Raw genomic sequence first — 17,046 nt, forward strand, 5'->3', positions numbered from 1 at the left:
AAATGAAAACACAGGATAAAGAGGAGAAAGCATTGAATTATGCTGCGATAGACATAGGTTCGAATGCTGTTCGGTTGTTGATAAAGCGAGTTGAGCGGGAAGGAGAACAACTTTGTTCGTTTAAGGAATTGCTGTTGCGTGTGCCCTTGCGCTTAGGATTTGACGTTTTTTCTAAAGGAGAAATATCGGAAAAGAAAGAGAAGAATATGGTCCGTTTAATGAAGTCGTATAGTAATCTGATGAAAATATACGATGTGCAGGATTATCGTGCTTGTGCAACTTCGGCTATGCGTGATGCCCGAAACGGAAAGGATATCATAAAAAGAATAGAAAAGAAAACTGGAATCCGGATAGAGATAATTGATGGGCAGGAGGAAGCTGGAATTATCTATAACAACCATCTGGAATATATGGAAGACCGTAAGGGTAATTATATTTACGTGGATGTAGGTGGAGGCAGTACGGAGATTAATTTCCTGTCGAAAGGGGAACTGATGTGTAGTCGTTCGTATAATATTGGTACAGTCCGTATTCTGAATAATGCTGTAAAAGATACGGAATGGGACAGATTGCGTCTGGATATGGAAGAACTTTCTCGTTCTTATCCTCAGATTAATATCATTGGTTCTGGTGGAAACATCAATAAACTGTATCGTTTGATAGAAAAGAAAGATAAAAAACAGAAAAGGATGTCGGTTGCATCATTACATCATTTGCACGATGCACTGAAAGCTTTGTCGGTAGAAGAAAGGATGGAACAGTATAGTTTGAAGCCCGACCGTGCAGACGTAATTGTACCTGCTGGGGATATATTCCTGACTATTGCTGATATTCTTCATTCTACTTATATTTATGTTCCTATTATTGGATTGTCGGATGGTATTATAGACTGTCTTTATCGTAAGAATAATCCTTTGGAAACAACAGATTGATTTGCTTTTATCTGAGTAGAAAACGAATAGAAGGTTGAGTCAATGATGATGTAAATGAATGCATCGTTTTTGGCTCAACTTTTTTGTTGTCAATCTATTAGTTTCATGGGCTATAATCTGGTAAGGAGTTGTGCGGGAGCTTTTGTTTTGATGTTTGGGAACTGTTTCCTTAGAAGATAGTAATATGATTTAAAATTACTATAGATTTTATTTTTTATGTCTTAGTATGAATATCAGAAGAATACGATTGGGATTATAAAGTTATAGGATAAACAGGGATAAACTTTCGTTTGATAAAGAAATAATCAGATAGAAATAATCGGGGTACCTTGAATTATTTTCTGTTATCTGCAGGAACAGATATAAAAAAGGACGCACTGATTAGTACGTCCTTTATAATTATATAGTGGAAATAAATTATTTATCACCACGGATTGCTGCGATACCCGGAAGGATTTTACCTTCGATAGCTTCCAACAAAGCACCACCACCAGTAGAGATGTATGATACCTGATCTGCCATACCGAACTTGTTGATACAAGCTACAGAGTCACCACCACCAATCAGAGAGAATGCACCTTCTTTAGTTGCTTCTGCGATAGCTTCTGCAATAGCTTTAGAACCAGCAGCGAAGTTATCCATTTCAAATACACCTGCAGGACCGTTCCACAAGATTGTCTTAGCACCCTTGATAGCAGCTTTGAATTCTTCCTGAGTCTTAGGACCTGCATCCAGACCCATCCATCCGTCAGGAATGTTCTTGTCGTCACAAACCTGAGTATTTGCATCGTTAGCAAATTTGTCAGCAGCAATACAGTCGCAACCCAAAACCAAGTTTACACCTTTAGCTTTAGCTTTAGCGATGATGTCAAGAGCCAACTGCAATTTGTCGTCTTCTACCAATGAGTTACCGATTTTTCCACCCTGAGCTTTAGCGAAAGTAAATGCCATACCACCACACAAGATCAAGTTGTCTACTTTGTCCATCAAGTTTTCGATGATACCGATCTTAGTAGAAACTTTAGAACCACCCATGATAGCAGTAAACGGACGTTTGATATCTTTCAAAACGTTGTCAACAGCTTGTACTTCTTTTTCCATCAGGTAGCCCAACATTTTGTGGTCAGCATCGAAGTAGTCAGCGATAACAGCTGTAGAAGCATGTTTACGGTGAGCAGTACCAAATGCGTCCATTACGTAGCAGTCTGCGTAAGAAGCCAAAGTTTTAGCGAATTCTTTCTGAGAAGCTTTCATTGCTTTCTTAGCTTCTTCGTAAGCAGGATCTTCTTTTTCGATACCTACAGGCTTACCTTCTTCTTCAGGATAGAAGCGCAAGTTTTCCAGCAACAGAACTTCACCCGGTTTCAAAGCAGCAGCAGCTTCTGAAGCTTTTGCACAATCTGGAGCAAACTTAACAGCTACACCCAAAGCAGCAGATACAGCGTCTACAATCTGGCTCAAAGAATATTTAGCGTTTACTTTGCCTTTAGGTTTACCCATGTGTGACATGATAATCAAAGCGCCACCATCAGCCAAAACTTTTTTCAAAGTAGGCAGTGCACCGCGGATACGAGTATCGTCAGTAATTTTACCTTCTTCGTTCAAAGGAACATTGAAGTCCACACGAACGATTGCCTTTTTACCGGCAAAGTTGAATTTGTCAATAGTCATCATAATCTCTATATTTTATTGTTTAAAATAATTCCGTATTTTATCTTATCAGTTGCAGCGCAAAGTTAAGAAAAAAATGGAAGAGCCGTAAAAAGCAACGTATTATTTTCTTCGGATGTGTTATTTTCTGCTAAAAACATATCTTCTGTTTTGTCTTGCTTTGTATTGTCAGCATAATACTTTTGCTATAAATTTTTTATTTTATATAATGTTTATAATTGAAAACAGGCTCAAAACGATTGGATAATGGGGCGAAAATTGGATTTATTTTGTTCTCTTCTGACAATTTGTAATTGTTTCGTAATATAAATATGAGTTAAAAAACTTATATTTGCATTGAATTTGAATAACAAAGAACTGAAACTAGATTATTGTTGGTGCTAATAAATTATAATGTGTTAATTATAAGAACTTTCAAGAGGAATCCGTTTCTAAAGTATTAAACTTATTTCACTTTATGAGAATGTATTGTTAATAGGATAAGCTATTAACATAAAGCTGTTAAATATCTGATTTGCTTAATTATAAATATGATATTATTATATAATTTTACTATATTTGTCTATAAACATATTTAAATTTCATTAAACATTTAGAGAGACGTATGAAAAAACATCTGAAACATTTCCTTTTGTTTGCAGTGCTTACTGTATGTAGTATTGCAACAGCTGTAGCTCAGGCTACATTGAAAGGTAGGGTCGTAGATGCTGATAACAGTGAGCCATTGATTGGTGCTACTGTATCTGTTAGTGGAACTTCTTTAGGTACTATTACCGATGTAGACGGTAATTTTTCTTTCGAAGTAAAAGGCTCGAAAGCTACTTTGGTTTTTAGCTATGTAGGTTACAATGAAGTACGTCGGGAGGTAAAACTCTCGGGAAAAACGGTGGATCTGGGAGAGATTGCCATGAAACCGGATGCTATTGGCTTGGATGAAGTAAGTGTCATTGCTTCCATTATCAAGAGTGACCGTCAAACACCTATTCCTATTTCAAATGTGAAATTGGCTACAATTGAAGAGAAGGTAGGTAACTTGGAGTTCCCTGAATTGCTGAAGTCTACTCCGTCTGTATACGTAACTCGTGAAAGTGGAGGTTATGGTGACTCACGTATCAATATGCGTGGTTTCGATTCTTCAAATTTAGGTATTTTGATTAATGGTGTACCTATCAATGGTATGGAAAACGGTAAAGTTTACTGGTCAAACTGGTCTGGTTTGTCTGATGTTAGCCAATTCATTCAGGTACAGCGTGGTCTGGGAGCTTCTGCTTTGGGTATTTCTTCTGTAGGAGGTACCATGAACATGGTAACTAAGAGTACAGAAGCAAAACGTGGAGGTTCTGCTTATGTTGGTATTGGTAATGATGGCTATCGCAAGTATTCAGTTTCATTGTCTACCGGTTTGATGGATAATGGTTGGGCTGTTACTTTGATGGGAGCTTTGAATACTGGTGATGGTTATGTAAAAGGAACAAATTATGAAGGATGGACTTATTTTGGAAATATCTCGAAAGTAATCAATGCTCATCATAAATTGTCTCTTACTGCATTTGGTGCTCCTCAGTGGCATAATCAGCGTAGCACTATGCATAAGATTGAAGATTATAAAAACAGTCCCGACGGCGGTCGATTTAATAATGGTTACGGATATATTAATGGTGAACTGACAGGTAGTGGATATGGTTATAATTTCTATCACAAACCTCAGATTTCATTGAACCATTACTGGACTATTGATGAAAATTCTTCTTTGTCTACTTCTTTGTACGCATCAATTGCTACTGGTGGTGGACGCCGTGTTCGCGGTAATCATAGCGACTGGTTGACCATTAATTATAATACAGGTCGTCCGGAAGAAGAAGCGATGATGACAGCTAATGGACTGATTGATTACGATTCGGCTATGAAGGCTAATGCTGAATCTGAAAATGGTTCTCAGGCTATCTTTACCAATGCCATTAACGACCATAAGTGGTATGGAATATTGAGTTCTTATAAGAATCGCTTTACTGAGCATTTTACTTTCACTGGTGGTTTCGACGGACGTTACTATAGAGGTTATCACGCTGAAAAGATTGATAATTTGCTGGGTGGAGAATATTATTATCCGGGAAGTAAGGCTTTGGATTTCCAGTCACCTAACCAGAAACTGAAAGAAGGTGATTATGTACAGTATTATAGCATAGGTGAAATTGTTTGGGCAGGTTTGTTTGCTCAGGCAGAATATTCTGTAGAAAAATGGTCTGCTTTCGCTTCTGCTTCATTGACTGAAGAAGCTTATCGTTATCACGATCGTGGTGGAAAGCCTATTGACGGAAAGAAAATCTCAGACTTCTATCACTTCTTGCCTTGGAGTGTGAAAGGTGGATTTAACTATAAGTTTACAGAAAATCATAATGCATTCTTTAATGCTGGTTACTTTACACGTGCTCCATTCTTCAATTCTGTATTCCCCAATAATACCATTGAAGCAAATGCAGATGCTCCGTACGAAAAGATTATGACTTTCGAGTTAGGTTATGGTTTCAGCACTGAAAATTTCAACTTGGCTTTAAACGGTTATTATACTCGTTGGAACGATAAGAGTTTACGCCGACAGATTACAGCTGGTGAATCTGCTAATATTACCGGTTTGGATGCCGTACATATGGGAGTTGAATTGGAAGCTACTTACAAACCGGTACAGAACCTGGAACTGAAAGGTATGTTCTCTTATGGTGACTGGAGATGGGCTGATGATGTAAGCTTTACTTTATACGATGATATGGATAAGCCTATAGGTACTTACAATGCATATGTAAAAGATGTACATGTAGGAAATTCTGCACAGATGACAGGTGCCTTATCTGCATCTTGGGAAATGTTCAAAGGATTTAAGTTGAATGTCGATTATAACTATGCTGGTAAGAACTACGCTGATTTCGATCCGGCAAACCGTACCAGTAAATCTGATGCAGGTATAGACGCATGGCAGTTGCCTGATTTCTATACAATCGATTTGGGCTTGAGCTATCGCTTCGAATTATGCAAGGGCTTGAAAGCTGTAGTATATAGTAATGTGTACAACGTAACAAATACATGCTATATTGCTGATGCCAAAGATGGAGCAAACCATAACTGGGATACAGCATTGGTATATTACGGATTTGGTACTACTTGGTCAACCGGTTTTAAAGTAATGTTTTAATCGATAAAAGAATGATTAATATGAAATTCAAATATAATTTAATTGCTATGTCGTTATTGGGAACCATGATGGTTTCGTGCGATCCCTTAGGCGACATTTATCAGGAAATAGATGCTCAGGGTTCTGATGTAACCAAAAGCAAAGAAGAATATGTCTTGACAAAGGCCGATTATGAAAGCATCGCAAAAGCAGCGTTGGCTGATGCAGGAGAAGATGAAACCAATAAGGCTTTGGCTAATAAGGTAAAGACTGATTTGGCTTTGAACTCGTTTGCTACTGCAGATAAGTATGTGCCTGCTATATTGAAATCTTTATATCCTTCGTGGGGAGAAGGTTCTACTGTAGGGGTTACATATAATTTCCAGGAAGAAATTTCAGAGGAAGTAAAACAGTTTGCTAATGTTGCTATCTATGAGTTGACAGACGATGACTATGCAAAAGTTTGGGGTGAAGAAGAAACAATGTCTTTCCTGAGTCCTAAACATGCTCCCGAAACAGTATTACCGGAAGTGTTGAAGGCTAGTATGTCGGATGCTTCTGCAGGTAGTTTTGTTGCAGTAGACTATAAGTACGATGAAAAGGATCCGGAATACGTACAGGGTCAAGACTTGTTCTCTGAAGATTTCAATTCATTGGAAAATGATGCTTATGTAGATGCATTGCCCGGTTGGAAAGATTTAATTGTGGAAGGTACAAAAGGATGGCAGGCTAATGTATACAAGGAAGACGGATGTTTCGAACTGTCAGCTTATAAAGCTGGTGGTAAATTGGACCGTTGTTTGGTTACTCCTGCTGTAGCTATTACAAGTGCTGATGCCGGTTTTACTTTCGACTTGGCGATGGGATATTACAAAGGCGATTGTTTGTCTGTTTATGTATCGGATTCATATGATGGTGGAGATGCTTTCTCTGAAGCCAACTGGACAGAAATTACTTCATCTTTGAATTTTCCGGAAGGAAATTCTGGTGGATATACAGATGAAGCAAATGTGGGAACTTACTCGTTGGCTGCATACAATGGAAAGACCGTTTATTTTGCATTCCGTTATCGTGGCGAAGACGGTGTAGCAACTACTACCATACAGATTGACAATGTAAAAGTGACTACATCACGCATGTCTGAAACAAACGAAAAACCATACAATGCGTTGTATCAGTTCGATGGCGCTCAGTGGAAAGCTTATAAGGGTAGTGAGGCTATATTGGTAGCTCCGGCAGATTATGATGCGATGGGTGCTCCGGGTTCTCACGACAATTTCAGCTCTTCTGATAAGCCTGAAAACTATTTGCCACAATTCCTGGCAGGTAAATATCCTTATGCACAGCAAGGCGATAGCAAGGTAGTTCTTTATAAATATTATGACAGTACCAATAAGACTACCACTATGATTGGCGACGAATATAAGTACGATACTGCTTGGACACTTAATAAGAACATTGTGACCAAGAGCAAGGAGACTTATATCGTGGTAAGTGGCCAGTGGATCTTTAGCCCGATTGTAAATGTGTCAATGACCAAAGATGACTATCAGATTCTGGTAGACTGGGTGGCAGAAAATCATCCGGGATACATTGATGCTAAATACAAAGACTCTGAATATTGGTTTGGTGCTAGTGTAAACTATTCAAACTTCAACGTTAGTTTGCCGAAACGTCGTTCTAACGACCCGGATGGTGTACTGACAGACAAGAGTGACGAGGAGGCTGAAGTATACCTTGCAAACATGGTTGCTGAGGGTGCCAAGAAGCTTTTGGAATTGAAATATCCGAATGCTGATGCTCAAATGAACGGAGCCGATGTACACTATGTTGTATCAACCACTGTATACGATGGCGGTTACTTCGTTTATACATTCAAGTTCAAGAGCTTGGGTGGAGGTCAGTTTGAACAGGCCGGTGAACCGGAGATTTCAAGTAAATAATATTAGTTTATAGTTTTGGAAAATCCCTGTCCGAAGAGTGATATTTCACTTCCGGATAGGGATTTTTTTTGTGGTATGGTATAAAACAACGATGCTTGTATCGTTGGTTTCCGATACAAGCATCGTTGTGGTTCGTTACTAATAACGTGAATACACGATACAAGTAACGTTTTTTATATCACATGTAGCTTATTTCATTATAAACTTCACTGCTGCCCAGTTGTTCTTTTCGCGGTGATGTACAAATTCCAAGCCCAAACTTTCTGCTTTTTCTCTCAGAACAGGTATATCTTCAACGTAGAATCCGCTCATGTAAATCTCCGAACCACTATGCATGCAGTTTGTATAAGCTGCCATATCGTTCATCAGAATGTTGCGGTTGATATTGGCAATAATCACATCGAATGGTTGGCGTCCTTCAAGTAAGGAAGCATCTCCCAGCTCTACTGTAATATTATGAATGTTGTTCAGTGCAATGTTGTCACGTGAGTTGTTTACACACCAGTCGTCAATATCGATGGCTGTTACCGGGTCGGCGCCACGCATACTTGCCAGAATGGCAAGAATAGATGTACCACATCCCATGTCAAGGACAGATTTACCTTTCAGATCCGCATCCAGCAGTTCGCCTAAAATGGAACTGGTTGTTTCGTGATGTCCGGTACCGAAAGCCATCTGAGGATTGATTACAATATCATATTCAGCTTTCGGATAATCTTTATGGAACGTGCTGTGTATTACACAACGGTTGTCTATTACTATAGGCTGGAAAAAGTTCTTTTCCCATTCTTCGTTCCAGTCTTTATCTTCCGGTTCAAAAATACTGTAAGTTATATTTGTGTCGGGCAGGGGGAAGTCGGCCAATACATTTTTTAGTGCCTCTTCATCGAAAAGGCTTTGCTGAATATATGCCTGTATACCTCCTTCACATTCTACAAAACTTTCAAAGCCTATCTCCGCAATCAGGGCAGATAGCACATCCGTAACAATTTCATTGCAAGGCTGTGCAGTAAAAGTAATTTCAAAGTATTTCATATATAGGAATCTTTAATTTCTACAAATATAAGTAAAATAGGAAAAACCTGAGGCCGAAATTGCGTATTTCCACTTGCAGGAAGAAAATATCTGTTTATTTTTGTAAGTAAGAACAATTGGATAAAGAAGAAAATTTAAAAATAAGACGCCTATGAAAGGACGATTTATTACTTTATTGCTGATTGCCGTCTTACCGGCGTTGGCTATGGCGCAGAGTCATGATGACTTGTACTTTGTTCCTAAGAAGAAAAAGAAAGTAGAACAAAAAGAGGAGGTAAAGAAAGTACAAAGCACAGATACTGTGGCTATGTATGCAGCAACCACTCCTACAAAGATAGTGGTAAAAGATGTGACCGGACAAGTGAGGGATGTAGATGAGTATAATCGTCGGTATACTTCACGCGACAATACCTTTTCGGTAGAAAATGATACACTCTACATAGAGGAAAAACCTTACAGCGAACGTGGAGAGTGGGTGAATGGATTTGAAGGTTCGCAGGACGATTATGAATATGCCATGCGTATCGTACGTTTCCGGAGTCCCCGTTATGCTATTCCTGTAAGCAGTCCGTTGTATTGGGAAGTAGTTTCGGGAGTTTACCCGTCATGGGATTGGAATGTATACGATGACGGAATGTATGCTTATGTATTTCCTACCTACAGCAATCCGATGTGGTGGAACTGGCGTTGGAACTGGGGATTCTACGGACCAAGTTGGGGATTCGGGTTCTATGGACCTAACTGGAGTTTCGGATGGGGTTCACCCTGGTATAGCAGCTGGTATTCTCCATATTGGTATGGTGGATATTGGGGTGGTTACTGGGGACCAGGTTATTGGGGACCGGGATGGCATCATCACCATCACTATCCTTATCATGGCTGGGCTGGTCCTTCTTATAATTACAATAACCGTCGCGAAAGTGTACGCTATGCTCGCCCTTCTTCTTCCTCATACCGTCGGGCTCTTGATAATAGAGGACGTACGGGAGGACGTGTGGTGGCTGGAAGCCGCGATGCAAACACATCGGTACGCAGTAATGGGGTACGTGTAGGCAGAGATAATGCAGTATATACTCGTCCAAGTACTGGAGGTAACAGAGTAGGAAACAGTTATACCCGTCCTACTACCACTCGTCCTACTACTACCACTCGTCCTGCATCGAACAGTAACTCTTACCGCAATACCAATGCATACGAACGTATGCGTAATTCTGGTTCAAACCGGAGCTACAGTAGTGGTTCAAGCCGCGGAAATTACTCTTCCGGAGGTGCTTCCGGTGGAGGTGGAAACGTACGTAGCGGTTCACATAGAAGATAATAAAAATAGAAATGGATATGAAAAATATAAAGACTATAGCAACTGCTTCTCTGCTGTTGTCATTCATAGGGGCAACGGCACAGACACCCTATGATGCAGCTCGTTTTAGTGGTAATGAACTGAATGGAACAGCCCGTTTTGTGGGAATAGGAGGTGCCATGAGTGCATTGGGGGCAGATATCTCTGTGATTGGCTCGAATCCGGCTGGTATCGGTCTGTTCAGAGGGCATGATTTTACGGCTTCCTTCGGATTTAATGCAACGAAGACTGCAAGCGATTTCGGAGGAAATACAATGAACGAAAAACGCAACCGTGCTTCGTTCGACCAGATTGGGTTTGTATATACCAGTAAGATAGGAAACCGTACCAAACTGCGTTATGTAAACTTTGGATTCAATTATCATAAGAGTAAAAACTTTAACCGGCAGTTTGCTTCGGGAGGTATGTTGGGGGGAATCTCACAAACCGGACAGATGGCTAATATGATAAATGCCTGGATAGATGGTCCATCTACCTTGGATAAGCAAATTGGTGATATATACAATTACGGAATGCAAGGGTACGATCTTCCTAATCCATATCATCCTACTCAGTCTCCTTATCCGTATCTGGGCGTGATGGGAGTACGCAGTGAGCTGGTTTATGTGGGAACAGACGAGCAGGGTGATTATCTTGCTTATATGAATGGTATTGCCAATGGTTATCGTAGTGTGGAAGAAGGAGGTATTAGCGATTACGATTTCAACGTATCATTCAATGTGGAAGACCGCATGTATTTTGGAGCCACTATAGGTGTACATGATGTGAGCTACCGTCGTACTTCGTATTATACGGAAGACGTAACGGATAAGAACGCAAGCGGTTATTACGAAATTAATAATACTTTCAGTACAGACGGTACGGGATTTGACTTTAAATTTGGAGCGATATTCCGTCCTTTTGAAGAATCGCCTTTCCGTTTTGGAATAGCTGTTCATACACCTATCTGGTATGCACTGACCGATATTTATTCTTCTATGATGTATACACGTTTGGATGGAGAAAGTAGTACAGGAAAGCCTATTCATGTGGATTTTAAGGAATCTCCTCAATATTATACCGATGGAGATGTACTTCGCGACTATCAGATGGTGACTCCATGGCGTTTCAATGTAAGTATGGGAACAGTCGTGGCCGGAAACATTGCATTAGGAGCCGAATATGAATTTATGAATTATGCTTCTGCCAAGTTGAAATATTCTGACGGTTACGATATGGAGGAACAAAACAGTTATGCAAAGGACGATTTGAAGGGGGTACATACTGTACGTGTAGGAGCAGAAGCTCGTATTTTACCTTCATTAAGCGTACGTGCCGGATATAATTTCAGTTCTTCTGTTTTTAAAGAATCGGCTTATAAAGCTTTGGGAGCAAGTGATATGCGTACCGATACGGAGTATTTTAACGACTTTGGCCGTAATACGGTTACTGTAGGGCTTGGATATCGCGGCAATCGCTTTTATGCCGATCTGGCTTATAAATATGATATGTATAAATCCGATTTCTATGCATTCAGTGATACTTCGCTGACTGCAACAAAGGTAGACAATAAACGCCATCAGTTGCTGATGACATTGGGAGTACATTTCTGATTCTTACTGTCTGATAAAAAGTAGAAAAGAGATATTTCTGTTTAGGGCTGGCTTTGTAAAAACGAAGTCAGCCCTAATTTTATGTTTTGACGGCTTTATCGGAAAAGCATTGTTCTTGTTTCTGTTGTATGAGGGTATTGTAGCGTATTACAACATAGAATGTGGTGTAACCGCCGTCGTCGTTTATACAGTCAGCGTCGCCGGTTGTATAGTTAGCGACGCCGATTATGCAGCCGACGTCGTCGGATATAGAAAAAGACAGATAGAAGGGAACGGTTTTATTGGTAGCATGAGATTTGGGTTCGGAGAAGAGCAACTGTATATCGTGGTAAAGTTCTATTTTTCTCTGTATTCCCTTCGTTTCCAGAAGTTGAATCCGGCATAGATGCGCAAGCTACCAAAGGAGTTGGTCATGGCAAAGCGGGTACGGCGGTAGTCGTATGTATTGACAATGAGTGAAGCTCCTACATAATATTTGCTGTTGTTCCAGGTAATACCGGCACGGGTTATTAAATCGAAGTTCAAATCCTTCATCCATCCGGTCCAGCTGTCATCCAGATTGGCAGGCTTTCCGTTTATCTTAGCCCGTTTGTAAGAAATTGCCGGCATGAGAGAAACATTCAGCAGACAGTTTTTTGCAAATACCCAGTTATATCCATATCCTGCACTTAAATTGTAGTCGTGGTATTGCAGCCGGTTAAAGATAAGAGAAGGTGCTATGTGGGTAATCATTTCGTCCGGAAGTTGGGTATAATCGAACGAAATCTGGTGGTGTGAGTATGAGAATCCGGCCATAAACGAGCCGCAACTGCGGCGTTGGTTGGTGGACTGGCTGTATGCTGCCGGGTAGGAAAAATGTTTATTGTTGAATATCCAGTATGTGTTGAGTCCTACAATTTTGCTTTGAAATCCTCCAAAGTCTTGTCCGATGTAGTCGGAAGGAATATCGAAATTGGAGTAAGAAGTAATGTGAAAGTCGTTTCCTGTTTTTCGGTAGTACAGATCCAGTCCTATGCGCGAACTGTACAGGTTGAAGACGTATTCTTCCTTCGATTTTCCGTTTTTATTCTTTTTTATTAAATCCGGGATACTGAATGAAAATCCTAAAAAGATCCATCTCCAGCCAAAATATGCTCCGATTTTAGGGGTCGCATTAGGGGCGAAACTGATGCTTTGTTTACCATCTCCTATATCGCCTTTCAGACTGTACCGTTCGTGCCAGAAACTTTGTTCCACCATGAATGTCAGGTTGTATTTATTGGGCGAAATATAGGTTGTATCTGTTTCGCTGAATGTTTTTTCGAGCCATTGTGCAAAACTCTTCCGTTTCTCTGTCTGAGCATGAAGGCTTTGACAGAGAAACAGAAAAATTCCAATGTATCGGAAAAACAGTTTCATGTTTTACAGTTTATTCAAAATACGGTCCATTACCCAGTTGGTAGGAGTCGCACTGATACCGTCGCAAGTGCAGATGGCTTTTCCTTGCAGATGTTCTACTACTGCTTTGATAAGCGGAAGCTGTACATGCGGTGGGTTGGGAGGAAGAATTTCTTCCCTTCCTCGCTGGGTATGTAGTGCTATTGGTTCGTAGGTAAATACCGAGAAACAAATCATACCTTTGTCTCCTATGATTTCAATTCTGTCTTCTTTGGCCGAATCATGAGCTACAAAGCACCATGAACCGGAACCAGGCAATCCGGATTCAAACTTGAAACAGGCGCTGATGGTATCTTCTGCAGGATACAATCCGCCACGGTTGCTTTTATAACCTTCGGCTTCGAGAATACAGCCGAACATATCCTGCAGCATATCCAGCTGGTGTGGTGCTAAATCGTAAAAGTAACCTCCTCCGGCAATATCTGGTTGTACACGCCAGGGCAGGTTGGTACTGTTGTAGTCGAGGTTGCGCGGAGGTTGGGCAAAGCGAATCTGAATATTGATTACATTGCCTATTTCTCCACTTTCTACCAGTTCACGTACTTTTTGGAAGTAAGGGAGGTAGCGTCGGTAATAGGCTACAAAGCAAGGTACACCTGTCTCTTTCGAAATACGGTTGATGCGTGCACAGTCTTCGTAGCTGGCAGCCATCGGTTTTTCTATATATACCGGTTTTCCTGCTTTCATGGCCATAATGGCGAATGTTGCATGAGAGGAGGGAGGGGTAGCGATATAAATGGCATTTACATCTTCGTCGCCTATCAGTTCTTGTGCATCGGTATACCAGCGGGGGATATTGTGCCGGCGTGCATATGATTTTACTTTTTCTTCATCACGACTCATCACAGCCACTACTTTGGAACCCTCAATCATGTTGAAGGCTGGGCCGCTTTTTTTCTCGGTTACTTCACCACATCCGATGAATCCCCAATTGACGGTTTTCAGACTTATCATAGTAACAAGAATGTTTAATGAAAATACTTTTTGTAAAGCTTTTGGTACTCTTTAGTTTCCATATAGCTGTTCAGCCAACTGTTTAAACTGTCGAGTAAGACGGGGGAATGTTTGTTTACTCCCCAGGCATAAAATTGAGTAAAACTGATGTAGGTGCTGATGTCGAGGTTCGGAAAATCGGCAAGCGCACTTTTCGCAATGTTTTCATCGCATACGGCATAATCGATGTCACCTTCGGAGACCATAGCCAGCAGTTGTTCTGCACCGTAGAGTTCAACCTCTTCTATGTAGATTGTGTCGGCTATTTCTTCCATCAGGTTGTGAATGCGAAGCAAAGCCGGAGAGTTTTTGATCACGTGCAAAGTCTTGTGTGCCAGTTCCAGTTGGTTGTCTATATACAGACTGTCTGTTTCTTTCTTCCGTTGTACCAGCACTTGTTTGCTTAGTATCAGTGTTTGGGTAAAAAGCAGGGAGTCTTTTGACTGGGTATTGACTAATGTACCTGTGGCAAGTAGATCGTATTTTCCTTCAAGTATGCCTTGCAATCTTTTTTCAAAGCTCATTTCGGGAGTAATCTCCAACTTTATGCCTTTGTCTTGTGCAAAGGCATGAAGCAGTGCATAGTCAAATCCTTCTATCGTATCGTTTATAATATGATAGCTTACCGAATTATATTCTGTAACGGCACGGAGTACACCTTCTTTTATAATTTCTGCATAATCTCGTGGGGCTGGAGAATTTTCTTTTCTTTCTTTACGCGTACCCAGCAAGATAATACATATTGATATGGTTATACCTATCAGGATATATTTCAGTAATTTTTTGTTCATAGTACATACTGCTTAGTCGAAGAAATTCCATGAAAGTCCAAATTTGAGTGAGCGCGGATTCAATGGGTAATGAGGAGCTGTGAAATAGCCTCCACCCATATCTCCTTGTATCAAATTGTACATATTCAGGAAAATACGTGTACGCTTCAAGTGCAGGTTCAAATAGGCATTTACCAAAGGATATCCCCCCACTTTATAGCGTGTTTCCGGATTTTGCAGATAGAACTGTCCGATTGCCGGAGCATAATCGGGTGCGTAGTATTTAGTGAAATAGCGTACATCGGCACCCAATTCTACCTTTAATACCTTTTTGGCAAGGCCAAAACGGAGGTAAAGGTTATGGTATAGTGACAGGTCGGGTAAAGGGAGTACATTTTGGTTGCTCGATTTCTGATAAGTAATTTCATTGTCGAGATGCAGGATACCCCATTTGAAGTCTTGGCGTAAGCTGGCACTAAGAATCTGAATATTTCCAGAGTGCTGACGGACAGCCAAGTCATTTTTGTATGTCACGGTTTCTTTCTCTTCAGTGGTTGCTGTATATTTTACTGATGTGTTGTCTAAATAGGTATAGTTGGTGATGTTTTCTACACCTGCACGTAACTGGGTTTTCCAGTGGTCTATGCTAAGTTTACCTTCAATACGTGTACGCATAATCTTCGACAAATCCTGATCCCACCAATAGTGTTTGGAGTGGAAGTGTCGGTAGTAGAATACCGGATTCAGATTTTTTATATAGGCATTGGCTTCCAGGCGTACTGTATCATTGAACAATCGGAAATTCAAGTCTCCGGTTCCTTCTATCTGGAATTGTCCTATATCTTCACCCAATAAAGCTACTTCACCGGTTACATTGTAATGAAGTGTCTTTCCTTGTTCTTTTATTAATTGTCCTCCTACAGATACGACATTTTCCACGTAATCGGTTTGAATACGCTGTCCGGGATTGTCTGCTATGGTATCTGTCATGGTAAAACGACGGTATTCGTGACTTACGAAGGCTGTTAGTCCGGCTTTTGCCCATTTATTGAAGCCTTCTAGAAGTGATAATCCTAATGTGTTTTTTACAATCAGCTGTTTGGTGATATCTGTGTTGTCCGGGCTGAGGAAGTTGTTTTCAAAATACGACTGATTTTTAGTTTCGTCTTGAGAAATGTATTTACGACGATTCATGTCCACCTTCAATGTATGTATGAAGCTGGTTACAGGCACAAAAATCTCAGTGTTGATTGTATCGTTCTTATCTGGATTGTCACGGTAGAACCCAAGGTTGTAGCGGTGGGTTAAAAAGCCATGATATCCTGTGTTGTGGTTCCAGATACTTTCAAAATTGACCGGAATTTCTGAAGCATCAAGTTTTTGGCCATCTCCAATCTGTTCCGGCTTGGTGATGTAATGGTCGTCTGTAATACCACCGTTTTCTGCCACTTTCAGATTATCGTTGATGAAACTGAAGTGCATATTATACTTGTCTCCTCTATAGTATGCAAAAAGATTTCCGTTGAAGAGAGCTGTAGACTGGTGTTGGTATTTGCCTCGTCCGTACGTATAGTCGATATTAAAGCCGAATCCCAAACGTTTGTTGGCATTGACTGCAAAATAAGCTTTGAAACGTTCTTCACCATATTCTCCACCTCCTTGCTTGTAGTAGGTCAGATTGGAGAAAGGAGATTTTGTGTTTGTATATACTACATCTTGTGGAGTCCGTACAGTAAAGTCATACGGGTCGGTAAAGAACAGTTGGCTGGGGTCTTTACGTTCAAAAAAGACATGAGAGATGCGTGGAGAACCTAAGTTTCCTAAGTATGTGTAATGTCCTGTTGGACCTCCAGTATCGTTTGTATTCTGGAAGTTATACAACAAAGTATCTACCGGAACTTCTGTGATGATTCCGAATCGCTCGTCAATAGTCCACGAAGAAAGTCCGATAGGTATAGTGCTGGCATCAATCACAGCTGTGGTATCTATAGGATTTCCGTTACGGTCATATAGATTTCCGTCCATGCCTGAAGCAGAACTACCAAACTGACTGAATTGGTTTTGGACAGGAACTTGTGCGGCAATTTTTCCGCTAATCAATATCAATAGGGTTATAAAAAGTATCTTCCTCATAATGTTGACAAAGATAC

At 40.5% G+C, this 17,046-nt stretch carries 11 protein-coding genes; 5 read left to right on the forward strand and 6 right to left on the reverse strand.

Translation table 11 applies throughout. The features are described 5' to 3' along the window. The first annotated feature begins 2 nt into the window (after positions 1-2). On the forward strand, positions 3-932 hold the full coding sequence (locus O6P32_RS08100) for a Ppx/GppA phosphatase family protein (RefSeq protein WP_269877849.1): 930 nt from the start codon (positions 3-5) through the stop codon (positions 930-932). Between the two features lie 417 nt (positions 933-1,349). Here the strand turns inward: O6P32_RS08100 and O6P32_RS08105 are convergent, their stop codons facing one another. Next, positions 1,350-2,606 (reverse strand): phosphoglycerate kinase, encoded by a 1,257-nt coding sequence (locus tag O6P32_RS08105; RefSeq protein WP_178265889.1) that lies wholly within the window; start codon positions 2,604-2,606, stop codon positions 1,350-1,352. Between the two features lie 601 nt (positions 2,607-3,207). On the opposite strand from O6P32_RS08105, the gene O6P32_RS08110 reads away from it, so the two are divergent. Together O6P32_RS08110 and O6P32_RS08115 are read left to right on the forward strand one after the other, a co-directional pair. Then, entirely contained in the window at positions 3,208-5,790 is a 2,583-nt protein-coding gene (locus O6P32_RS08110) for a TonB-dependent receptor (protein WP_269877850.1), read from the forward strand. Positions 5,791-5,810: 20 nt separating this feature from the next. Further along, a complete protein-coding gene (locus O6P32_RS08115) occupies positions 5,811-7,712 on the forward strand; it encodes a choice-of-anchor J domain-containing protein (RefSeq protein WP_269877851.1) in 1,902 nt (633 codons plus the stop codon). A gap of 189 nt (positions 7,713-7,901) precedes the next feature. Here the strand turns inward: O6P32_RS08115 and prmA are convergent, their stop codons facing one another. Further along, positions 7,902-8,747 carry a 50S ribosomal protein L11 methyltransferase gene (gene prmA / locus O6P32_RS08120; RefSeq protein WP_178265886.1) on the reverse strand — a complete coding sequence of 282 codons (846 nt, stop codon included), beginning with the start codon at positions 8,745-8,747 and terminating at the stop codon, positions 7,902-7,904. 151 nt (positions 8,748-8,898) lie between these two features. Here prmA and O6P32_RS08125 point away from each other — a divergent pair, with 151 nt between their 5' ends. Together O6P32_RS08125 and O6P32_RS08130 are read left to right on the forward strand one after the other, a co-directional pair. Then, the gene (locus tag O6P32_RS08125; RefSeq protein ID WP_269877852.1) at positions 8,899-10,065 is read left to right on the forward strand and encodes a hypothetical protein; all 1,167 of its coding nucleotides are present in this window, start codon (positions 8,899-8,901) and stop codon (positions 10,063-10,065) included. Positions 10,066-10,082: 17 nt separating this feature from the next. After that, positions 10,083-11,696 carry a hypothetical protein gene (locus tag O6P32_RS08130; protein ID WP_269877853.1) on the forward strand — a complete coding sequence of 538 codons (1,614 nt, stop codon included), beginning with the start codon at positions 10,083-10,085 and terminating at the stop codon, positions 11,694-11,696. Between the two features lie 336 nt (positions 11,697-12,032). Here O6P32_RS08130 and O6P32_RS08135 read toward each other — a convergent pair whose 3' ends face one another. Genes O6P32_RS08135 through O6P32_RS08150 form a run of 4 tightly spaced genes read right to left on the reverse strand, consistent with a single transcriptional unit; the run spans position 12,033 to position 17,029 of the window. Then, the gene (locus tag O6P32_RS08135) at positions 12,033-13,094 is read right to left on the reverse strand and encodes a DUF4421 domain-containing protein (protein WP_178265883.1); all 1,062 of its coding nucleotides are present in this window, start codon (positions 13,092-13,094) and stop codon (positions 12,033-12,035) included. A gap of 3 nt (positions 13,095-13,097) precedes the next feature. Then, positions 13,098-14,087 (reverse strand): Gfo/Idh/MocA family protein, encoded by a 990-nt coding sequence (locus tag O6P32_RS08140; RefSeq protein ID WP_178265882.1) that lies wholly within the window; start codon positions 14,085-14,087, stop codon positions 13,098-13,100. 14 nt (positions 14,088-14,101) lie between these two features. Next, complete coding sequence (locus O6P32_RS08145; RefSeq protein WP_178265881.1) at positions 14,102-14,917, reverse strand: transporter substrate-binding domain-containing protein; 816 nt, start codon at positions 14,915-14,917, stop codon at positions 14,102-14,104. A gap of 12 nt (positions 14,918-14,929) precedes the next feature. Further along, a complete protein-coding gene (locus O6P32_RS08150) occupies positions 14,930-17,029 on the reverse strand; it encodes a putative porin (protein WP_269877854.1) in 2,100 nt (699 codons plus the stop codon). Positions 17,030-17,046 lie beyond the last annotated feature (17 nt).

Source organism: Phocaeicola acetigenes, assembly GCF_027529745.1.
In the GTDB taxonomy this organism is placed as follows: Bacteria; Bacteroidota; Bacteroidia; order Bacteroidales; family Bacteroidaceae; genus Phocaeicola; species Phocaeicola acetigenes.

Bases quoted from the DNA above. Each gene is read 5' to 3' on its own strand.
- O6P32_RS08145 (WP_178265881.1), bottom strand. From the start codon at position 14,917: ATGAACAAAAAATTACTGAAATATATCCTGATAGGTATAACCATATCA.
- O6P32_RS08130 (WP_269877853.1), top strand. From the start codon at position 10,083: ATGAAAAATATAAAGACTATAGCAACTGCTTCTCTGCTGTTGTCATTC.
- O6P32_RS08105 (WP_178265889.1), bottom strand. From the start codon at position 2,606: ATGATGACTATTGACAAATTCAACTTTGCCGGTAAAAAGGCAATCGTT.
- O6P32_RS08115 (WP_269877851.1), top strand. From the start codon at position 5,811: ATGAAATTCAAATATAATTTAATTGCTATGTCGTTATTGGGAACCATG.
- O6P32_RS08135 (WP_178265883.1), bottom strand. From the start codon at position 13,094: ATGAAACTGTTTTTCCGATACATTGGAATTTTTCTGTTTCTCTGTCAA.
- O6P32_RS08150 (WP_269877854.1), bottom strand. From the start codon at position 17,029: ATGAGGAAGATACTTTTTATAACCCTATTGATATTGATTAGCGGAAAA.
- O6P32_RS08100 (WP_269877849.1), top strand. From the start codon at position 3: ATGAAAACACAGGATAAAGAGGAGAAAGCATTGAATTATGCTGCGATA.
- O6P32_RS08140 (WP_178265882.1), bottom strand. From the start codon at position 14,087: ATGATAAGTCTGAAAACCGTCAATTGGGGATTCATCGGATGTGGTGAA.
- prmA (WP_178265886.1), bottom strand. From the start codon at position 8,747: ATGAAATACTTTGAAATTACTTTTACTGCACAGCCTTGCAATGAAATT.
- O6P32_RS08110 (WP_269877850.1), top strand. From the start codon at position 3,208: ATGAAAAAACATCTGAAACATTTCCTTTTGTTTGCAGTGCTTACTGTA.
- O6P32_RS08125 (WP_269877852.1), top strand. From the start codon at position 8,899: ATGAAAGGACGATTTATTACTTTATTGCTGATTGCCGTCTTACCGGCG.